At 63.2% G+C, this 16,896-nt stretch carries 17 protein-coding genes; 7 read left to right on the plus strand and 10 right to left on the minus strand.

All coding sequences use genetic code 11. From position 1 onward, the window contains the following. Positions 1-7 precede the first annotated feature (7 nt). Both GV818_RS19635 and GV818_RS19640 read left to right on the plus strand, forming a co-directional pair. On the plus strand, positions 8-1,429 hold the full coding sequence (locus GV818_RS19635) for an amidase (RefSeq protein WP_161759137.1): 1,422 nt from the start codon (positions 8-10) through the stop codon (positions 1,427-1,429). Between the two features lie 86 nt (positions 1,430-1,515). After that, a complete protein-coding gene (locus GV818_RS19640) occupies positions 1,516-2,829 on the plus strand; it encodes an MFS transporter (RefSeq protein WP_161777280.1) in 1,314 nt (437 codons plus the stop codon). A 24-nt stretch (positions 2,830-2,853) separates the two neighbouring features. On the opposite strand, the gene GV818_RS19645 is transcribed toward GV818_RS19640, so the two are convergent. Further along, positions 2,854-3,519, minus strand: a complete 666-nt coding sequence (locus tag GV818_RS19645) for a suppressor of fused domain protein (protein ID WP_161777281.1) — start codon at positions 3,517-3,519, stop codon at positions 2,854-2,856. A gap of 51 nt (positions 3,520-3,570) precedes the next feature. Beyond that, positions 3,571-4,320, minus strand: a complete 750-nt coding sequence (locus GV818_RS19650) for an SIR2 family NAD-dependent protein deacylase (RefSeq protein ID WP_161759140.1) — start codon at positions 4,318-4,320, stop codon at positions 3,571-3,573. A 181-nt stretch (positions 4,321-4,501) separates the two neighbouring features. Between GV818_RS19650 and GV818_RS19655 the strand changes: the two genes are divergently transcribed. Beyond that, on the plus strand, positions 4,502-4,906 hold the full coding sequence (locus tag GV818_RS19655) for a response regulator (protein WP_161759141.1): 405 nt from the start codon (positions 4,502-4,504) through the stop codon (positions 4,904-4,906). Positions 4,907-4,939: 33 nt separating this feature from the next. Here the strand turns inward: GV818_RS19655 and GV818_RS19660 are convergent, their stop codons facing one another. After that, a complete protein-coding gene (locus GV818_RS19660; protein ID WP_161777282.1) occupies positions 4,940-5,809 on the minus strand; it encodes an isocitrate lyase/PEP mutase family protein in 870 nt (289 codons plus the stop codon). A 449-nt stretch (positions 5,810-6,258) separates the two neighbouring features. Between GV818_RS19660 and GV818_RS19665 the strand changes: the two genes are divergently transcribed. Continuing rightward, complete coding sequence (locus tag GV818_RS19665; protein WP_161777283.1) at positions 6,259-7,386, plus strand: saccharopine dehydrogenase family protein; 1,128 nt, start codon at positions 6,259-6,261, stop codon at positions 7,384-7,386. 7 nt (positions 7,387-7,393) lie between these two features. Here the strand turns inward: GV818_RS19665 and GV818_RS19670 are convergent, their stop codons facing one another. From GV818_RS19670 to GV818_RS19680, 3 genes are all read right to left on the minus strand, one after another. Then, positions 7,394-8,719 carry a YncE family protein gene (locus GV818_RS19670; RefSeq protein ID WP_161777284.1) on the minus strand — a complete coding sequence of 442 codons (1,326 nt, stop codon included), beginning with the start codon at positions 8,717-8,719 and terminating at the stop codon, positions 7,394-7,396. 115 nt (positions 8,720-8,834) lie between these two features. Beyond that, positions 8,835-9,782, minus strand: a complete 948-nt coding sequence (locus GV818_RS19675) for a sensor domain-containing diguanylate cyclase (protein WP_161759145.1) — start codon at positions 9,780-9,782, stop codon at positions 8,835-8,837. Between the two features lie 3 nt (positions 9,783-9,785). After that, the gene (locus tag GV818_RS19680) at positions 9,786-10,748 is read right to left on the minus strand and encodes a response regulator (RefSeq protein ID WP_161777285.1); all 963 of its coding nucleotides are present in this window, start codon (positions 10,746-10,748) and stop codon (positions 9,786-9,788) included. Positions 10,749-11,514: 766 nt separating this feature from the next. Here GV818_RS19680 and GV818_RS19685 point away from each other — a divergent pair. Further along, on the plus strand, positions 11,515-12,051 hold the full coding sequence (locus GV818_RS19685) for a DUF4174 domain-containing protein (RefSeq protein ID WP_161759147.1): 537 nt from the start codon (positions 11,515-11,517) through the stop codon (positions 12,049-12,051). Positions 12,052-12,102: 51 nt separating this feature from the next. Here GV818_RS19685 and GV818_RS19690 read toward each other — a convergent pair whose 3' ends face one another. Next, on the minus strand, positions 12,103-13,278 hold the full coding sequence (locus GV818_RS19690) for an aspartate aminotransferase family protein (protein ID WP_161777286.1): 1,176 nt from the start codon (positions 13,276-13,278) through the stop codon (positions 12,103-12,105). Between the two features lie 102 nt (positions 13,279-13,380). Between GV818_RS19690 and GV818_RS19695 the strand changes: the two genes are divergently transcribed. Then, positions 13,381-14,301, plus strand: coding sequence for a LysR family transcriptional regulator (locus GV818_RS19695; protein ID WP_161777287.1), 921 nt, complete (start codon positions 13,381-13,383; stop codon positions 14,299-14,301). Here the strand turns inward: GV818_RS19695 and GV818_RS19700 are convergent. From GV818_RS19700 to GV818_RS19710, 3 genes are read right to left on the minus strand one after another with little or no spacing between them, the layout of a single operon-like run. Next, a complete protein-coding gene (locus GV818_RS19700) occupies positions 14,298-14,804 on the minus strand; it encodes an NUDIX hydrolase (protein WP_161759150.1) in 507 nt (168 codons plus the stop codon). The two genes, GV818_RS19695 and GV818_RS19700, sit on opposite strands and share 4 nt — an antisense overlap. Positions 14,805-14,812: 8 nt before the next feature. After that, positions 14,813-15,520, minus strand: a complete 708-nt coding sequence (locus GV818_RS19705; protein ID WP_161759151.1) for an NUDIX hydrolase — start codon at positions 15,518-15,520, stop codon at positions 14,813-14,815. A gap of 1 nt (position 15,521) precedes the next feature. After that, the gene (locus tag GV818_RS19710) at positions 15,522-16,067 is read right to left on the minus strand and encodes an adenylyltransferase/cytidyltransferase family protein (protein ID WP_161759152.1); all 546 of its coding nucleotides are present in this window, start codon (positions 16,065-16,067) and stop codon (positions 15,522-15,524) included. 180 nt (positions 16,068-16,247) lie between these two features. On the opposite strand from GV818_RS19710, the gene GV818_RS19715 reads away from it, so the two are divergent. Continuing rightward, positions 16,248-16,895, plus strand: a complete 648-nt coding sequence (locus tag GV818_RS19715; protein WP_161759153.1) for an isochorismatase family protein — start codon at positions 16,248-16,250, stop codon at positions 16,893-16,895. Position 16,896: the final 1 nt, after the last annotated feature.

Consider the following 16,896-nt stretch of genomic DNA (forward strand, 5'->3'; position numbering starts at 1 on the left):
GTGTCGAATGCCTACAGAGCAAGATCAAGATCTCGTCATGCAGCCGGCCTGGTGGCTTGCCGCACAGATTCGCGGCGGTGAACTCTCGGCCCGCGAGTTGACCCAGGCCTGCCTGGGCCAGGTGCAACGGCACAACCCCAGCTTGAATGCGCTGGTCACGCTGGATGCCGAGGCGGCATTGCAGCGTGCCGCGCAAGCCGATGAGTATCAGGCGCGGGGCGGGCAGCTCGGTGCCTTGCACGGCTTGCCGGTGGCGCACAAGGATTCGTTCCCCACCGCCGGCATGCGTACCACTTGGGGCTCCACGGTGTATGCCGAGCATGTGCCGAGCCAGGATGCGCTGATTGTGCGGCGCCAGGCCGAGGCCGGCGCGATCCTCCTGGGCAAGAGCAACCTGCCGGAATTCGGTGCCGGCTCGCAGACTTTCAATCAGTTGTTCGGCGCTACCTTGAACCCCTACGAACCGAGCCTGACCTGCGGTGGCAGCAGCGGCGGCTCCGCGGTGGCGCTGGCCACCGGCATGGTGGCCCTGGCTGATGGCACGGACATGGGCGGTTCGCTGCGCAACCCTGCAAGTTTCTGCAATATCGTCGGTCTGCGTCCGTCCATCGGGCGGGTGCCGAACTGGCCCAACAGCAACAGCTTCGGCCAACTGACCGTCGCCGGTCCCATGGGCCGTTGCGTCGCCGACGTGGCTTTGCTGTTGAGTGTGATCGCCGGCCCTGACCGACGTGACCCACTGTCCCTGCAAGAGTCGGGCGAGGGTTTTGCGAGCTTGCCGGCGTTGCCGGTGTGCAGCGCCCGGGTGGCCTACAGCCCGGACCTCGGCGGCTTGCCGGTGGACCCGCAAGTGCGTGCCGTGATCGATGCCGGAGCCCAGCGCCTGGCGGCGTTGGGGTGCAGTGTCGAACATGCCGAACCGAGCTTCGCCGGTGCCGGACAGGCGTTCCAGGTGCTGCGTGCGCTGACCTATGCCAGTGGCTACGCGTCGTTGCTCGAGAGCCATCGCGGCCAACTCAAGGACACCCTGGTGTGGAACATCGAATTGGTGAAAAGCTTCAGCGCCGAACAGGTCATCGCGGCTGAACAGGTGCGCGCCCGGTTGTTCCGCGAAACCCAGCAACTGCTCGAAACCTACGACTTCCTGATCGCGCCGGTCAGCCAGGTGCCACCGTTCCCGGTGCAGCAGGCCTATGTCGAAAGGATCGGCGATGAGCCGATGCACACCTACATCGATTGGATGCAGTCCTGCTCGTTCATCACCCTCACCGGACACCCGTCGATTTCCGTGCCCTGCGGCTTTACCGCAGAGGGCTTGCCGGTGGGCTTGCAGATCGTCGGCCGCTACCGCGACGAGCGCAGCCTGTTGCAGTTCGCCCAGCGGTTTGAAACCGCCAGCCGTGTCCACACTGCACGCCGGCCGATCTGAGTGTCATTGCATGGGGCGGGTGCGCAGCAAGACGCACGCCCCAAGGCTTCAACCCTATATAACAATGCCAATTATCGGGAAGTCCTATGTCCAGCAGTCTCAGTACCACGCCCCGCCAGGCGCAAGCGCAACCGATCCGTGCCGCCCTGGGGTCATTCCTCGGCACGTTGATCGAGTGGTTTGATTTCTACATCTACGCCACGGCCTCGGCGTTGATCTTCAGCCATGTGTTCTTCCCCGGCAGCAGCCAGCTGGTGGGCACCCTGTCGTCCTTTGCCACCCTGGCGGTGGGTTTTCTCGCCAGGCCATTGGGCGGCATTATCTTCGGCCACCTGGGAGACCGCTTCGGGCGCAAGTATTCGTTGATCCTCACCCTGTTCCTGATGGGGGCGTCCACGGTCGGCATCGGCTTGCTGCCGTCCTACGCGCAGGTCGGGGTCATGGCCCCGGTGCTGTTGGTATTGTTGCGGGTGCTGCAGGGCATCGCCGTGGGCGGGGAGTGGGGCGGTGCGGTGTTGCTCGCCAGCGAGCATGCGCCCGAGCGGCGCAAGAGCTTCTATGCCTCGTTCGCCCAACTGGGCAGCCCGGCCGGGTTGATCCTGTCGCTGCTGGTGTTTCGCTACATCAGCTCGCTGCCCGAGGCCGACATGCTGTCCTGGGGCTGGCGCTTGCCGTTCGTGGGCAGCGTGCTGCTGTTGCTGCTGGCGTTCGTCATTCGTCGCGGGGTCAACGAGTCGCCGGAATTCGAAGCCCAGCGGGCGAAAATTGCCGAGCGTAGCGAACAGCAGTCGCCGGTGAAGGTCGTCCTGCGTGACTCCTGGCCGTTGATCCTGCTGGTGATGGGGGCCTGCACCATCGGCATCTCCTCGGCGTATTTCACCAACACCTTCATGATTGCCTATGCCACCCAGTTCATGGGAATCAACAGCCAGGTAATTCTTGAATGCCTGTCGGTGGTGGCCATCGTGCAATTGATCAACCAGCCGATTGCCGCTTGGCTCGCCGATAAGGTCGGAGCGGGGCGCTTCCTGCTGCTGACGTCAGGGATCAGCATTCTCGTGCCCTACCTGATGTTCAACCTGGTGGGCACCGGCAGCAGCCTGATGATCATCCTCGGGATCTCGCTGACGAAGATTTTCTCTTCGGCGTTCTATGCGGTGATTGCCGGCTACATCGTGAACATCTTCCCGCTGCACCAGCGTTACTCCGGCATCTCCCTGGCCTACCAGGGCTGTGGCGCGCTGATCGGGGGCACCACGCCAATGCTTGGCACCCTGATCGCAGGACGGTTTGGTGGCCAGTGGTGGCCGTTGGCGGTGTTCTACTCGCTGCTGGCCTTGACCTCCTTTGTCTGTGTCGCCTTGCTGGTGCTCCGGCAGTCGCGACTGGCCCGTGCCTGAATCCGTGGAACGTCCAGGGAGCGCCTAGAGCACGCTGGCTCGCCCCGGGTCGATTACCGGCGAGGCCGCGGCCTGGGCCAGGCGCTCCTGCAAGGCCTCGTAGCCGGCGGCCTGGCCCCAGGCATGTTCGGCCAGGGTCAGGCCCAGCAGTTGGACAAACTCGAAGCGCCCGGACAGCAGTTGCTGTGCCCCGGCAAAACCCGGCGCGGGAATGAACAACAGCGCCTGCAACTGGCTGTCGGCACCGTCGATGGGTTGTTGGGTGCGCATGCGGTCCCAATGTCCCAGCGGTGCCTGCTCGCCGAAGCGACCGGCGGCCAGGAGCAGTTGGTAGGCGCAGAAGTTGCGCAGCAGGCGCAGCGCCCAGGGCGATTGCTCGCGGGTTTCCAGCAGCAACTCCTGGCCCAGCCCGGACCAGCCATCAGGCTCGGGCTGGTCATCCTCCCAGGCATTGGACAGGCCCGAGGTGACGTACAGCCAGCTGTCCCGCGTGGTGTTGGGTGGCGACTCGAAGACCCCGTGAGTCAGCCAGCGCGGATCGATTTCGGTCTGGCCGAAGGTGTGCTCGAACAGCGCCATGTCCAGTGGGTAGATGCCGGGGCCGAGGTTGCCGAACAGCGCTGCGTAGACTTGGTCTTCACGCTGTGCCCAAGCGGCTTCGAGCCATGAAGGAGCTGGAGTGTCTGACATCTGAAGACTTCCTTGAGAGAGGTGGGCGGCTCGGCGTGAGCCACTCTGGATTCAGGCAAAGGCCCGCTGCAGCAGTTCCGGCAGCAGTTGTCCGGCCTTGCCTTTCAGGTGGTATTCCTCAGGGTGGGCGCACGCCTGGGCTTGCGGATTGATATGCACCACCGCGGCACCCTGTTGCAGGGCCAGCTGGGGAATCTGCGCCGCCGGTTGCACCAGCCCCGAGGTGCCCACCGACAGCAGCAGGTCACATTCACCGGCGGCCTTGAACGCATCCTTGAGCGCTTGCTGCGGCAGCGCTTCACCGAACCACACCACCCCGGGACGGATCTTGCCGTTACAGCCGGTGCAGCGCGGTGGCTCGATGCGGTAGCCCTGTTCCGCGGTTGGCGGCTCGGGCAGCTCGCCGCGGAACGCACGGTTGCAGGCAAAGCACTTGGGGCTGTGCAGGCTGCCATGCAGGTGCAGCACCGAGGGGCTGCCCGCGCGTTCGTGCAGGTCATCGACGTTCTGGGTGATCAGGGTCAGGCGCGGCACGCGTCGGGCCAGTTCGGCGATCGCCAGGTGGGCCGGATTGGGTTGGGCCTGGAGCACTTTCATGCGTCGCCATTCATACCAGCCCCAGACCAGCGCCGGGTCCTCGCGAAAGGCTTGTGGCGTGGCCAGCCGCGCCGGGTCGAAGTTTTCCCAGAGCCCGGTCAGTGCGTCGCGAAAGGTTGGGATGCCGCTCTGCGCCGAGACTCCGGCGCCGCTGAACACCACCACATGCCGGGCTTGGGCCAGGCGTTGGGGATCGAACTGCATGAATGACCGGTCTCCATTGTCGGGTTGATATCGTGCCAGGATTATCTCGCGGCTGATCGGACAAGTATTAAAAAAATGGCCTGGGGGCACGGCGAGTGAATTTATCTTCCCGTCGTTGCTCATAACTCTTGTCAGTGGTCCTGTTCGTAGAAACTTCAACCCCTCAGGGAGTGTCATCCCCATGAACCCAGTGTCGTCCGTGAACCCCTGCGCCAGTTCTCGTTTGCTTTTGGTGGTGGAGGATGAACCGGCGGTGTTGGCGTTCCTGTGCGAGATCCTGCAGGACGAGGGGTTTGTCACCGAAGCCTATGGGAGTGCCGACCAGGCCTGGGCGTTCTTGCAGGAACGGGCTGCGGACGTGGCGTTGCTGCTGACCGATATCAGCATGCCCGGCATCCTCAATGGCGCCAGCCTGAGCAACCTGTGCGGCGAGCGTTGGCCGGCGTTGCCCATCGTGATCATGTCGGGTTTCGAGACCCCCGAGAGTTCCGGGGTGCGCTATCCGGTGTCCTTCATCCGCAAGCCCTGGACCATCGGGCAGATCCTCGACGGCGTGGAAGGCGCGCTGCAACCGGTCCAGGGTTGAGGCGTTGCGCCTCACCCCGGCCAATCGCCGGTGTTACTCCTTGACGCTCATGAACTCCTTGGCCCAGACGATGTACTCCTCGGGCTGGGTGTAGGTGTGGGCCAGTTCAGTGGCGCTCAGGTCAGAGGCCTGGGTGAAGATTTGCCGCTGTTCGCGCAGGCAGTCGTAAGTAGCCTTGATCGCGGCGAAGTAGGCGGCGTGGCCGTCCACGGCGATTTTCACCCCCAGTTCCGCCAGGCGCGCATCATCCCGTAGCGCCGGGTTGCCGTAGGTCACCAGCATCAGCGGCACGCTCAGGTGCTCGGAGATCTGCTCCAGCTGTTCGAAATCACGGATGCCCACCATGCAGATGGCGTCGGCGCCGGCGCGCTCGTATTGCTGGGTGCGGCTGATGATTTCCTGCACCGGGAGGATGCCGGCGTTGGTCCGGGCGATGATCGCCAGTTCCGGATCAACCCGGGCTTCGAGGGCGGCGCGGATCTTGCCGACGCCTTCGGCGACCGAAATCAGGTCGGTGGATTTACGGCCGAACTGGGCCGGCAGCAGGGTGTCTTCGATGGTCAGCGCGGCAATCCCGGCTCGCTCCAGTTCGACCACAGTGCGCATCACGTTGAGGGCGTTGCCGTAGCCGTGGTCGGCGTCGGCGATCACTGGCAGTTGGGCCACGCGGCCGATGCGGGTGGCCTGTTCGGCGAACTCACTGAGGGTGATCAAGGCGAAGTCGGGGGCCGCCAGGACCTGCAGCGAGGCCACGGAGCCGCCAAGGATGCCCACCTCAAAACCCAGGTCGGCGGCAATCCGGGCGGACATCGGGTCAAACACTGAAGCGGTGTGAAAACAGGACGAGGAAGCGATCAGTTCACGGAAACCGCGGCGCAAATCTTGATGGGAAAGCCTGGACATAACAGCTCCGAGATAGGATCGAAAGATCGACCTTGAGGTCGAGTCAAATTTTGCAATCAGTTCCCTTGGCGAGCCGATGAATGAAAGGCTCACAGCGAAACGTTAATTGGGCAGATGAAGGTGAAGCACAGGGTGGTAGCAGGGCGTCTTTATCCCGCTCGGTTGCGCGAACCGGCAGGTTTGTTATGCGAGGCCGACATAGCAGAACGAGGCTATCACGCTCCAAGGCCGTAGATGATGAGGAATTTGCATAGCATTATGCCGGACCGGCATTGGCATTTTTTTTATGACTGGAGATTACCGCTGCCGCGTGAATGCGCATGCGCGCTTCCCGGTGCGCGTTGCGCCAGTGCTCGGGCACTTGTCGGGCCCGGGTAAATCAAGGAAGCTGCCGCGCCTCGAATGGCGGCTTTTCAGCTGCGCAACGGCTTTGTTCAGGGATGCAGGTAATGACACTCAGGGTCTTGGTGGTCGGTGGTTATGGCAATTTCGGCAGCATCATCTGCCGGTATCTGATCCCTATGCCCGGGTTGCAACTGGTGATCTCGGGGCGCGATCCGCACAAGCTGGCGGCCAAGGTCGCGGCCTTGCAGGCCGCGGGTGCGTCTGCCTGTGAAGGCTGGTGCGGTGATGCCATGGGCGCGCAATGGGCGCCGGCACTCAAGGCTTTGGGCATTGACTGGGTGATTCACACCGGTGGGCCGTTCCAGGGGCAATCCTATGCCGTGGCCCGGGGCTGCATCGAGGCTGGGGTGAACTACTGCGACCTGGCGGACTGTCGCCAGTTCGTCGGTGGTATCGGTGCTCTCGATGCCGAGGCCCGGGCGGCCGGAGTGGCGATCCTCAGTGGCTGCAGCTCGGTGCCGACCCTGTCGGCGGCAATCATCGATGAACATCGCGGGCGCTTTGCCCGGATCGAGCGTATCGAGCACGGCATTTCCTCTTCGGCGAAAATGCCCGGCCTGTCCACCATCCAGGGCGTACTGGCCTATGCCGGTCGGCCGATCCTGCAACTCAAGGACGGCCAGCCCCACTCGGTAATCGGCTGGCAAGGCCTGACCCTGCGCAAAATGCCGAGGTTGGGCACGCGCCTGGTGGCCAATGTCGATGTGCCAGACCTGGACCTGTTCGCCGAGCGTTATGGCGCCCATACCTTGAGCTTCAAGGCGGGTGCCGGGTTGAAGGTCGCCGGGCTGGCCAATGCCCTGCTGGCCCAGGCGGTGAAGCTCGGTTTGATCCGCGATCCGCTGCCCTGGGCCGCGCGCCTGCATCGTTGTGGCACCTGGTTCGAGTGGCTCGGTGACGGCCTCAGCGCTTTGTACATCGACGTGCATGGCCAGGGCCTGGATGGACAGCCGCTGTCGATGACTGCGCAACTCACCGCGACCCACGACCACGGCCCGGAGATCCCCAGCTGCGCGGCGGTGGCCGTGGTGCGCAAGGTGCTCGACGGTTATGTGCCGGCCCCGGGAGCTCGGGCCAGTGCCGGTGAGGTCAGCCTGGATGAGTACCTGCGGGCGATTGACGATCCGCAGCATCTGCAGATTCAGGTGAGCTTCTCTGCGGCACAGGGGTAACGCGCCCTTACCACTGCAGCGGTTTGGCGAAGTCCTTCCAGAACAACCAGCGCTGAGTTTCATGGTGTTCGCCGGTGCCGATCTGCCAGTCCGGGCGCTTCGTGTCCAGGGCGATCTTGACGATGATCCCGGCATAGGTCGCGGCCACCAGAGTCTTGCCGTCGGGGCTGATGTCCATGGCGCTGAAGCTGGAACCGACATAGTGCTGCCAGCGCTCCTCGCCGGTTTCGCTGAAGGCCCGCAGGTAGCCGTGGGCATCACCGATGATGAACTCGTCGCCACGGGACGCTGCGGCATACACCCGGGCGCCATCCTGCAGCACCGGGGTGCGCGGGTCATCGCTGTAGAAGTCGGTGGACAGCCCCGGCAGGTCGGCCACCGCTACCCCCAGGCTGGCGCCGTGATAGAAGTGGCAGGCGTTGAGCAGCAGGCGGTCGCCGCGCTGGTTGAAGCAGGCGAAATGCGGGTACTCGCCGGCGGGGCCGATCTGCGCCACCAGCCGCAGGCTGGCATCGAACACCAGGTGTGATCCGCATTGCTCGCCGACGGCAATCCACTGGCCGTCCGCAGAGATGGCTCCATGCTCCATGCACAGGCTGAGGTTCAGGTCGTCGGCAAGCACGCCTTCCTTCAAGTCCTGCTGGATATCTTCCAGGCGCCGCAGCAGTCGGGTGGCACCTTCGGCCTGCAGCACGAAGATGCCGTCGGCGCTCACCAGCAATACCCGGCGACCGTCGGGGAAAGGGATCAGGGCGGTGGGGGCGGGGCGTTCGCGGGGTTCCAGGTCCAGGCCTGCGGGCAGGCCGGCGAGGGGATTCGGCCAGTCCAGGCGGCTCACCTGCGGGCCGTTCCAGCCATCAGTGACCTGGATCCCGTCGGCCCAGGCCCAGGCGAAGTAACGCCGCTGCGGGCACACCCCGAAGAACTCCAGCTGTTCCAGGGTCTCGACTCGCCCGTCGGTGATATGCACCACCGAACCGGCCTGGTAAGGCGCGCCGATCCGCGCCAGCATGCTGCCGTCGTCCAGCAGCGCCAGCGCCGGAATCATTTGTCCCTGCTCGTCAAGGCGCGGCGACAAGGGAAAGTGCGCCGGTGGCCAGGCCTGACGAAAGGCCTCGCGGCGGGCCGGGTCATGGTCCTCCTGGTTGCTCTGCTCCAGGGCGGCCTGCCACGCTTCGAGCAAATGTTCGGTGCGTGGCATGAAGGGTTCTTTCAGGCCATCCCAGCCCTCGCGAGTACCGGTCTCGACGTAGCGATTGACACCTTTGGCGTAGATCATCACGGCGCGTTGCCATTGCTGTTGCGGGGAACGGTTCGAGTGGGTTTCGGACATGTGCGCAAGACTCCTTGTAGCGCCGGTGCGGGAAAGATCAGCCTCCGGATGGGCCGGAAAGCCCCGCAGTTTATCCTGCTCGTGGGGCTTTTTTCATCCTGCCGGACCTGGCGGTTCAGGGCGCATAGGTGCTGACGCGATTGCGCCCGGCATGTTTGGAGGCGTACAGCGCCTGGTCCGCCCACTCGATCAGGCAGCGATAGTCCTGTGATGGATGGTCCAGGCAGGCGATGCCCAGGCTGATGGTGAAGGCGATGGCCTGGTCGTTGTGGGTCACCTCCTGAGTCTCCACTGACTGACGCAAGCGTTCGGCCAGGGTGCGGGCGCCGACCAGATCGGTTTGCGGCAGCAGGATGGCGAACTCTTCGCCGCCATAGCGCCCGGCCACGTCACTGTCGCGCACGTGCTCATGGATTAGCACCGAGAGGCGTTTGATCACCGCGTCGCCGGCCTGGTGTCCATAGCGATCGTTGATCGACTTGAAATGGTCGATGTCCAGCATCAGCAAGGCGATGGTATTGCCGTGGCGACTGTATTCGAACTGCAGGCGCTGTTCCCAGTGGCCACGGTTGTACAGTTGGGTCAGGTGATCGGTGCGTGACAGGTGTTGCAACTGCTGGTTGGCTTTCTGCAGCGCCAGGCTGTTGACCGCGACATCGGTGAGATCGTAGATCACCAGGCAGACGTGGTGGATCTCGCTGTTGGAGGAGCGTAATGGCAGCAGCGTGGTGTTCTGGTACATGAACTCGCCCTGGCCGGTGATCGGCTGGTAGTTCTTGAAGTGCACCAGGTATGGGCGTTGCTTCCAGATGGTGAAGGCCGGCGTACCGAGGGCCACCACGCGCCCGACCTTGCGGCTGAACCAGGGCCGTTCGACCTCCGGGAACAGTTCGAAGAACGAGCGGTCGATGGCTTGCTTGGAGGGCACGCCGGAGCGGTTCTCCATGAAGCTGTTCCAGACCTGGACCTGGCACTCGAGGTCGAGCACGACAATCCCCACGTCGATGCTCTGGACCACTGCCAGCAACCAGTGCAGCTCACTGAAATCCATTCGTTTGGGCATGGCTCAGCTCATCAGGTAGGTGAGTTTCTGTTCTAGCAAGGTCATGGACTCCTCGGTGAACAACAGCAACAGGTCGAAGTGGATGTTCTGCTCTTCCAGGCTGTAGCTGATCTCCACCGCCTGGGTCTTTTTCCAGCGTTGCTGGTTCAGCCCGATCAATTCGTCGATGGTGGTGTGCTCCCCCAGCACCTGGGGATGGCCGACGGAGAAGAACACATCCAGCTGGTCGGCGATGCTGCTCAGGCAGGCGCCGATCAGCACGCTGGACAGGTCGATCAGCACTTCCATTTCCTGGTAGGGATCGGTGCCTTGCTCCATCAGTTGGGCGATGTCGGCCACCTCCGAGTCGTAGAACATCAGCAATGCCTCGCCGGCGATGCCGCTGCCGATGTAGCTCTGGCAGATGGCGGTCAGTTGGCGCGCACGATGGGCATCGGCCAGGAGCATCTGCAGTTCGCCGGCTTCGAGGATGTTGACGTGGGGAATGGGCAGGTGCACGAAGACATCCAGGACCTTGGCGATCAGCGCGGCGGCATAGCCCATGGAGACGTTGACGGTCTCGCGGAAAGCATCGCGAAAGGTCACCAGCGGCGCGGGCGGCGGCTCGGCAGCGGAAGCGGCCTGGCCGTTGTCCAGCAATTGCAGTTCGTTGAGCAGGTTGCGCAGTTGCTCTGGGTCGAAGGGCTTCTTGAGGAAGGCCCGGGCCCCCAGTTCGCGGGTGCGGCGCACGGCTTCTTCCTGCACGTCGCCGGAGATGACGATGATCTGCGTGTCGATGCCTTCTTCCTGCACGGCGCTCAGGACTTGGTAGCCGTCCATTACCGGCATGGTCAGGTCCAGCAATGCCACCTTGCCCTCCCGACCATTGCAAGCCTGGGTCACGGACACCTGCCACTCGCTGGGCAGGGTCCGCAGGACCTGTTTTCTGGCCATGCTCGAGTCATCGCAGACAAGGAGGGGAATCATCGGGGTCGGACGCTCATTCGAAAAAATCCGTAACGGGATAGTGTTCGGGAATGTGACGAGTTGTCGCTTGATAATTGTGCGATGGGCTGTCCGTGCCGCGCCGCACTATAGTTCGGTCGGTAATCAAAGAACAAGTAGCGGGGGAAGCAGGTTATTTGTTCCAGGTCATTGTTCATGGGGATTTAACCGCTGCCGGAGTTGTAACTTTCAGCTCGCGCCAGCGGGTCATGCTGGAACTCTGTCGTGATGGATCGAACCCCGGCCTGCCTGGCCAGGGTCCACTGAGTAGAGGGGGTTATTCAAGAAGTCGAATGATGGCTGTCTGAATTCTGGCGTTCAAAAAATGACGCGTGATAAATAACTTTTGAAGTTCGCTGGTTATCTTTTTAATGGTGTTGCGCGGGACACCAGATTGCTCCGCAAGAGTACTGTGCAGGTCATGGAGTTTGCATGGCGCGATCAAATCAGGCGCTGCAGTGAATAAACGACTTGGGGGGAGTGTTTGTGTAATGGACGACTGTTGGAAGTTCAGGGGAGAGTTGTGCTGGCGCACTGCAGTGCCTGCTTAATATGCAACAAAACCTTACTGTGAAGCCTGGTGCGGTTCACTGTGGGACCGCTGCATGCCTTGTATCCTGCAGCCTGTAGCAGAGGGCTGGGTGGGAGACGGGCTCAGGGCCAGAAAAATGTTTGATTTTGCGTCCCGGGCTGGACCTTTTCCCGCAATGCGCAATCATTACTGGGTGGAAAACCTAAGGAGAGACGCATGTTCATTCGGTCATTGACCTTCGCTACTCTGCTCGCTGTCGCCGGCACCGCTGTGGCTGCCGACAACGACGGCCCATTGACCCAGGACCTGGGAAAATCACGGCCGTTGGTCGTGATCGCCCCCAGCACCGTGGACCCCACCCTGGTGAGCCTGAAGAAGTCCCTGGACGAGCCGGCTACCCGGCAAGCCTTCAACGAACGCCACATGGTCCTGTACACGGTGATCAACACCATCGGCCAGCGCGATGGCAAGGATATTGATCCGCAATCCACCATGGCCCTGATCCGCAGCCTCAAGCTGGGGGCCAGCGCGCAGACCAAGGTGATCCTGGTGGGCAAGGACGGTGAGAAGAAACTGGAGCACTCCGGGGCCATCGAGCTCAAGGATGTCTTCGCCGCGGTCGACCAACTGCCGGCGGCAGAGGCACAGGCCGCCGCCCCGGCACCGGCCCCCGAGCCGCAAAGCAAAGCGACCAATGCCAAGGCGGGCAAGGCGACCAAACCTGCTGCGGCGCCCAAGGACCTGGACGACTGAGCCACGTGCAGCGCATGCCGGGGTGAGGTGTTGGCCGCGCCCCGATGCCGTTCAACGGCTGTGCAGGATCCGGCACAGGCGCTGGACGATCATCTCCACTTCAGACTCATCGATCACCAGCGGTGGCAACAGGCGGATGGTCTTGCCCCGAGTGACGTTGATCAGCAACCCGTGATCCCGGGCGGCGATCTGCACCAGGTCCCGGGGCGGGTTGGCCAGGTCGATGCCGATCATCAATCCCAGGCCACGAATCGCCAGTACTTCGCGATGCCCCTGCAATTGCTCCCGCAACCGCTGCAACAGCAGTGCGCCCTGGCGTTCGGCATTGGCCAGCAAGCCTTGCTCCTCGATGATCTCCAGTACCGTGCAGGCCACCCGGCAGGCCAGGGGGTTGCCGCCAAAGGTGCTGCCGTGGCTGCCCGGGGTGAACAGCTGGGCGGCCTTGCCCCGGGCCAGGCAGGCGCCGATGGGAATGCCATTGCCCAGGCCCTTGGCCAGGGTCATGACATCCGGCACCACGCCTTCGTGTTGGCAAGCGAACCAGCGCCCGGTGCGACCGATGCCGCTCTGGATCTCGTCGAGCATCAGCAGCCAGTTGCGCCGGGTGCACAACTCGCGCAGCGCCTTGAGGTAGCCCGCCGGGGGCAACTGGATGCCGCTTTCGCCCTGAATCGGTTCCATCAGCAGCGCACTGATACGCGGGCCATGCAGGCTGATGGCTGATTCCAGGGCCGCCAGATCGCCAAAGGGCACCTTGAGAAAGTCTCCCGGCAAGAGGCCGTAGCCCAGGCGTACAGCGGGGCCGTCGCTGGCCGACAGAGTACCCAGGGTGCGGCCGTGAAAGGCGTTCTCCATGACCACCACCAACGGTTGTTCGATGCCCTTGTGCCAGCCATGCAGACGCGCCAGCTTGAGCGCGGTTTCGTTGGCCTCGGCGCCGGAGTTGTTGAAGAACGCACGATCCATCCCGGCCAGCCGGGTCAGCTTGGCGGCCAGTTGCTGCTGCCAGTCGATGCTGTACAGGTTGGAGGTGTGCAACAGCAGCCCGGCCTGTTCACTGATGACGCTCACCAAGCGTGGATGGGAATGGCCGACCCCGGTCACTGCGACCCCGGCGATGGCGTCCAGGTATTCGCGGCCGGCCGGGTCCCAGAGGCGGGTGCCCAGGCCCTTGCAGAAGCTTAAGGACAGAGGCTGGTAGGTGCTCATCAGGCAGGCGGCGGTCATGGCGGGTAACTCCATCTAGGGTGGGTGTGTTGCCAGTATCGTTAGCCACCACAGCTAGATAAACTCGCCATCTCTTTAATCATCTTCAAGTCAGGGTTGATAATGGATCTGTTCCAGGCGATGTCGGTGTACGTCAGGGTGGTGGAGGCGGGGAGCATGACTGCTGCTGCCCGCCAATGCGGGATGTCCACCACCATGGTGGGCATTCACCTCAAGGCCCTGGAGCACCGCCTGGGGCTGCGCCTGCTCAACCGCACCACCCGCCGCCAGCGCCTGACTGAGTTTGGCGCCGAGTATTACCAGCGCTGCCTGGCGGTGCTGGGGCTGGTGGCGGATTCCGAGCGCCTGGCGGAGCAGGTCCAGGACGAGCCGTCCGGTACCCTGCGGATCACCGCGCCGCTGACCTTCGGCACCGAGCGCCTGGCGCCGGCCCTGAGCGAGTTTCGCCAACGCTGCCCCCAGGTCAAGGTGGAACTGACCCTGGCCAACCAGCGTTTCGACCTGATCGATGGGGCCTTCGACGTGGCCGTCCGCCTGGGCAGCCTGGACACCACGGCGCTGATCGCCCGTCCCATGCAGGACTACACCCTGACCATTTGTGCCGCGCCGGAGTATCTGGAGCGTTACGGCACGCCGCAGGTGCCGGAGGATTTGCAGCAGCACAACTGCCTGGCGTTTGCCTACCCGGCCGGAGATGAGTGGAGTTCCACCGCCACCCAGTGGCCGCTGTTGGGCCCGGGCGGAGAGGTGCTGATAGCCGTATCTGGCTCGCTGCTGATCAATACCTCGTCTGGCCTGCATCGTGCGGCACGGGGCGGACTGGGGGTGGTGATGATGCCTGACGCCCTGGTCGAAGAGGACCTGCAGCAAGGGCGGCTGGTGCCGCTGCTACAGGACTACCAACTGCCCCGGCGCTCGATGCATTTGCTCTATGCCCAGGACCGCTACCGCCTGCCCAAACTGCGCAGCTTCGTCGATTTCGCTCTGCAGAAGTGGGGCCGGCCAGGCCTCAACAACGCCTAGGCCGACTCGCTGGCCAGCAACATCATGGCCGCTGACAGGGTGTGCCCATCGGTGATCTGGCCGGCGGCAATCATCGCCAGCAACTCCTGGCGACTGACCCACAGCAGGTTGTCCACTTCGCCATCAGTGGCGGCGGCTTGCTGCTCGCTGATCTGTACCCGGCACACCGCTACCGCGCTGGCGATCAGCGAGGTGTTGCTGTGCAGCAGGCCCAGCTCGACGACCTGCGACGCCTGCCAGCCGGTTTCCTCCAGCAATTCCCGGGCGGCGGCGTCACAGGCACTTTCCCCGGCGTCGATGGCGCCCCGGGGAAACTCGATGGACTGGCCGCCGATGGCCCGGCGCCTGAGGTTGACCAGCATCAACCGGCCATCGGCCAGGGTCGGCACGGCAACCACGCCATTCACTGCCTGGGCTTCCTTGATGATGAAATAGCCGTTCTCGCGGACCACATTGAAGTACGGGGTTTGCAGCAGGCATTGGCTGTCGGTGACGGAACTCATGGGCAGTATCACTCCAGAAAACAACGATCGAATAAGTACAGTTCGCCCGGCTTGAGGTGTTCCACCGTGGCTTGTGGGCGGCCGCCGTCACCGCTTTTCTTGCGCCCGGTGTCTTGCAGGTAACCGGCGTCGCTCATCTTCAGCAGGCGCTGGCGGATGCTGGTCTTGAGCACGGGCCGTTGCAGCACCAGGGAGAAGATGCTCACCGCCTCGGGGGCGCTGAATTCGTTGCCGAGAAACATCAGCGGCAGGCTGCTGTACAGGGATTTGGAAAACAGTCGCTCATGCACCTGGGTCACCAGGCTGTTGTGGTCGAATGGCAGCTTGAAAGCGCCGCTGGCGAGCTCTCCCAGGGCAAAGAAACCCTGTTGCGGGCCGGGTTCCACCGGGTCGCTGACAATGCCCAGGTAGAAGGTCGAGGACGACCAGCAGCGCGGATCGCGAAAGGCATCGCCGACAGTGCCCACCTGTTCCATCCAGGCCACGGGCATGTCGACCTTGGCGGAGCGGCGCAGTCGTTCGACCGCGTCCTGCAGGCTGCGGTCCTCGACATCGCCATTGACCACGATGCCTGGCAACGCCCAGTGCCCGGCGAAAGGTTCGCTGTCACGTTGATGAAGGAGAATTTCCAGGTCGCTGCGTTCGCGGTTATAGCGCAACAGGCACAGGTCGATGGTGTGCAGGTAGGCGCTGGGGAGGGTGGGGCGGTCGTGCATATCAACTTCCGTGGGCGGCGTAGAGGCCGTAGTTTAGCGGATTCATTCCTGGTGCCAGCCATTGGCTGGGCGGTGTTTCGCCGCGGGCCAGGCATTGGCGCAACACCGTGCTGCGTACCCCCGGCTGTTCCTCGATACGCAGGATGGAAAAACGCCTCAACAAATCTTCGCCGCGATAGAAGCTCGGCAACCGGCGCGCCACGTCTTCACCCACCACCAGCGCGATGCGTTTGCCGTCCAGGGCCAGGTCGTCCGCCAAACGCTGCAGCAGCGTGTAGCTGTAGACCGGGCCGGGGTCGGCCAGGGCCAGTTGTTGCTCCAGCCGGCTCACTGCCAGCTCCGCCGGGCATTCGGCTTGCAGGTGTTGGGTGATGGCTTGCAACCAGTTCGCACGCTGCCCGAAGTCGGCCATGCGCTTGCCATCCGGGTGGCGGAAGCTGGGCACCACTAGCACCCGACGGGCGTGACGAGCGGCTTCGAGCATGACCCGGGCATGCCCGGCATGAGGTGGGTTGAAGGCGCCACCATAGAGGGCGAGTTCATACATCGGCTTTTCCTCTTTGAGTACATGACGTGTACTTTATCATTGGTTTTTCCAATGGGGTGATTTTTAAGCGCCTATATTTGTATTGATAATTGCTTTTCTGCAGATAAAAAATAAACAGGTGGGCTTGCATTGAAAGTACATGACGTGTACTTTGTGTTCCATGCAGAGGAGAGACCCAGCATGAACAGCCAAACGATGAAGACCGCTTCTTTCGATGTTGATGCACAAAAAAGCTTCACCCCGCTGTGCCCGGACGAGTTGCCGGTGGCCGAGGGTGAGCGTATCGGTGGCGAGCTGAATTTCATTGCAACCCTGGCCAGCCTGCGCATCGGCAGCAAGGATGCTCACAGTCCACAGGCCCCCTGGGTAGTTGCCAAGCACGAGCAGATGCTGCAGCCGACCGGCCTGGAGCACGCCGACCTGACCTGGGTCAGCCACTGCGTACCGGGCACCGTGGGGTTCACCCTGTTGGACGAGTTGCCGAGCCCTTATGACTACGACTACTTCGTGTGGAAGGGCGTGGAGCCGGACTTGCACCCTTACGGCGCCTGCTACCACGACCTGCACGGCAAGCTCTCCACCGGGGTCATCGAGTACCTCAACAGTCAGGGCGTGCAGCGGGTGATCGTCGGCGGCCTGGCCCTGGATTTCTGCGTCAAGACCACCGCCCTGCAACTGGCTGCCGCCGGTTTCAAGGTGATCCTGCATTTGCCGGCCTGCCGCGCCATCAGCGAAGCGGGTGCGACCCAGGCGATACATGACATGCAACAAGCGGGCATCGCGGTTACCGCGACTCGCGAAGAAACCGCCAGATTGGCCAGCGCATAAG

This window comes from Pseudomonas sp. Fl4BN1, from assembly GCF_009908285.1.
GTDB lineage: Bacteria > Pseudomonadota > Gammaproteobacteria > Pseudomonadales > Pseudomonadaceae > Aquipseudomonas.

Coding starts and splice junctions, on each gene's coding strand:
- GV818_RS19685 (WP_161759147.1), top strand. CDS start 11,515: ATGTTCATTCGGTCATTGACCTTCGCTACTCTGCTCGCTGTCGCCGGC.
- GV818_RS19710 (WP_161759152.1), bottom strand. CDS start 16,067: ATGTATGAACTCGCCCTCTATGGTGGCGCCTTCAACCCACCTCATGCC.
- GV818_RS19640 (WP_161777280.1), top strand. CDS start 1,516: ATGTCCAGCAGTCTCAGTACCACGCCCCGCCAGGCGCAAGCGCAACCG.
- GV818_RS19695 (WP_161777287.1), top strand. CDS start 13,381: ATGGATCTGTTCCAGGCGATGTCGGTGTACGTCAGGGTGGTGGAGGCG.
- GV818_RS19675 (WP_161759145.1), bottom strand. CDS start 9,782: ATGCCCAAACGAATGGATTTCAGTGAGCTGCACTGGTTGCTGGCAGTG.
- GV818_RS19705 (WP_161759151.1), bottom strand. CDS start 15,520: ATGCACGACCGCCCCACCCTCCCCAGCGCCTACCTGCACACCATCGAC.
- GV818_RS19680 (WP_161777285.1), bottom strand. CDS start 10,748: ATGATTCCCCTCCTTGTCTGCGATGACTCGAGCATGGCCAGAAAACAG.
- GV818_RS19655 (WP_161759141.1), top strand. CDS start 4,502: ATGAACCCAGTGTCGTCCGTGAACCCCTGCGCCAGTTCTCGTTTGCTT.
- GV818_RS19645 (WP_161777281.1), bottom strand. CDS start 3,519: ATGTCAGACACTCCAGCTCCTTCATGGCTCGAAGCCGCTTGGGCACAG.
- GV818_RS19650 (WP_161759140.1), bottom strand. CDS start 4,320: ATGCAGTTCGATCCCCAACGCCTGGCCCAAGCCCGGCATGTGGTGGTG.
- GV818_RS19715 (WP_161759153.1), top strand. CDS start 16,248: ATGAACAGCCAAACGATGAAGACCGCTTCTTTCGATGTTGATGCACAA.
- GV818_RS19660 (WP_161777282.1), bottom strand. CDS start 5,809: ATGTCCAGGCTTTCCCATCAAGATTTGCGCCGCGGTTTCCGTGAACTG.
- GV818_RS19700 (WP_161759150.1), bottom strand. CDS start 14,804: ATGAGTTCCGTCACCGACAGCCAATGCCTGCTGCAAACCCCGTACTTC.
- GV818_RS19690 (WP_161777286.1), bottom strand. CDS start 13,278: ATGACCGCCGCCTGCCTGATGAGCACCTACCAGCCTCTGTCCTTAAGC.
- GV818_RS19670 (WP_161777284.1), bottom strand. CDS start 8,719: ATGTCCGAAACCCACTCGAACCGTTCCCCGCAACAGCAATGGCAACGC.
- GV818_RS19665 (WP_161777283.1), top strand. CDS start 6,259: ATGACACTCAGGGTCTTGGTGGTCGGTGGTTATGGCAATTTCGGCAGC.
- GV818_RS19635 (WP_161759137.1), top strand. CDS start 8: ATGCCTACAGAGCAAGATCAAGATCTCGTCATGCAGCCGGCCTGGTGG.